Annotated in this window: 1 protein-coding gene; it reads left to right on the top strand. The window is 58.2% G+C overall.

Translation table 11 applies throughout. The features are described 5' to 3' along the window. A partial coding sequence (locus PsAD37_RS11345) for a hypothetical protein (RefSeq protein WP_206600067.1) occupies positions 1 to 694 on the top strand: 694 nt, incomplete at both ends.

The raw sequence follows: 694 nt of genomic DNA, 5'->3' as shown, positions 1-694 counted from the left end.
GTGTGCGGACCAATACAAAAGATGCCAAGCTTCGGGCGGCCAGTATTGAGGCTGCGGTTGCCTCTGTTGCCAATGATGGTCTGATCGGCTCTGCGGAAGGTTCTGTGAGCCTGAGCAGTCAGGCTGGCGTTGCAAACAGCGGCGAGCTGCTGGCCAAGGACGGCCTGAGCCTCACGCTTGCCGGTGATCTGACCAACAGCGGGACGTTGCTTGCTGAACAGGCTCTGGTGATTGCAGGTCTTGGCTCTGATGCTGCCATCGGCGCACTGAGGAATGAAGCTGGCGGTGAGATCAAAGCGTCTACCGTGACAGCACGGGTGTCATCCCTGGACAATGGCGGCCTGATTGGCGCCGTGAACGGAGCTTTGACACTCACCAACTCTGGTGATCTGATCAACTCTGGCCGTCTTGTTGCCAAGAATGATGCCACACTCAAGGTTGATGGCAAAGTGACCAACAGCGGCGATATTGCCAGTGAAGGTGCGCTGACGCTGAGCAATACCTCTGGCGCTGCCACCGGTGCGTTCACCAATACAAAAGATGCCAAGCTTCGGGCGGCCAGTATTGAGGCTGCGGTTGCCTCTGTTGCCAATGATGGTCTGATCGGCTCTGCAGAAGGTTCTGTGAGCCTGAGCAGTCAGGCTGGCGTTGCAAACAGCGGCGAGCTGCTGGCCAAGGACGGCCTGAGCCTCAC

This window comes from Pseudovibrio sp. Ad37 (assembly GCF_001623075.1).
Lineage (GTDB): Bacteria > Pseudomonadota > Alphaproteobacteria > Rhizobiales > Stappiaceae > Pseudovibrio.
This window is presented reverse-complemented; position numbering and strand designations above follow the sequence as displayed.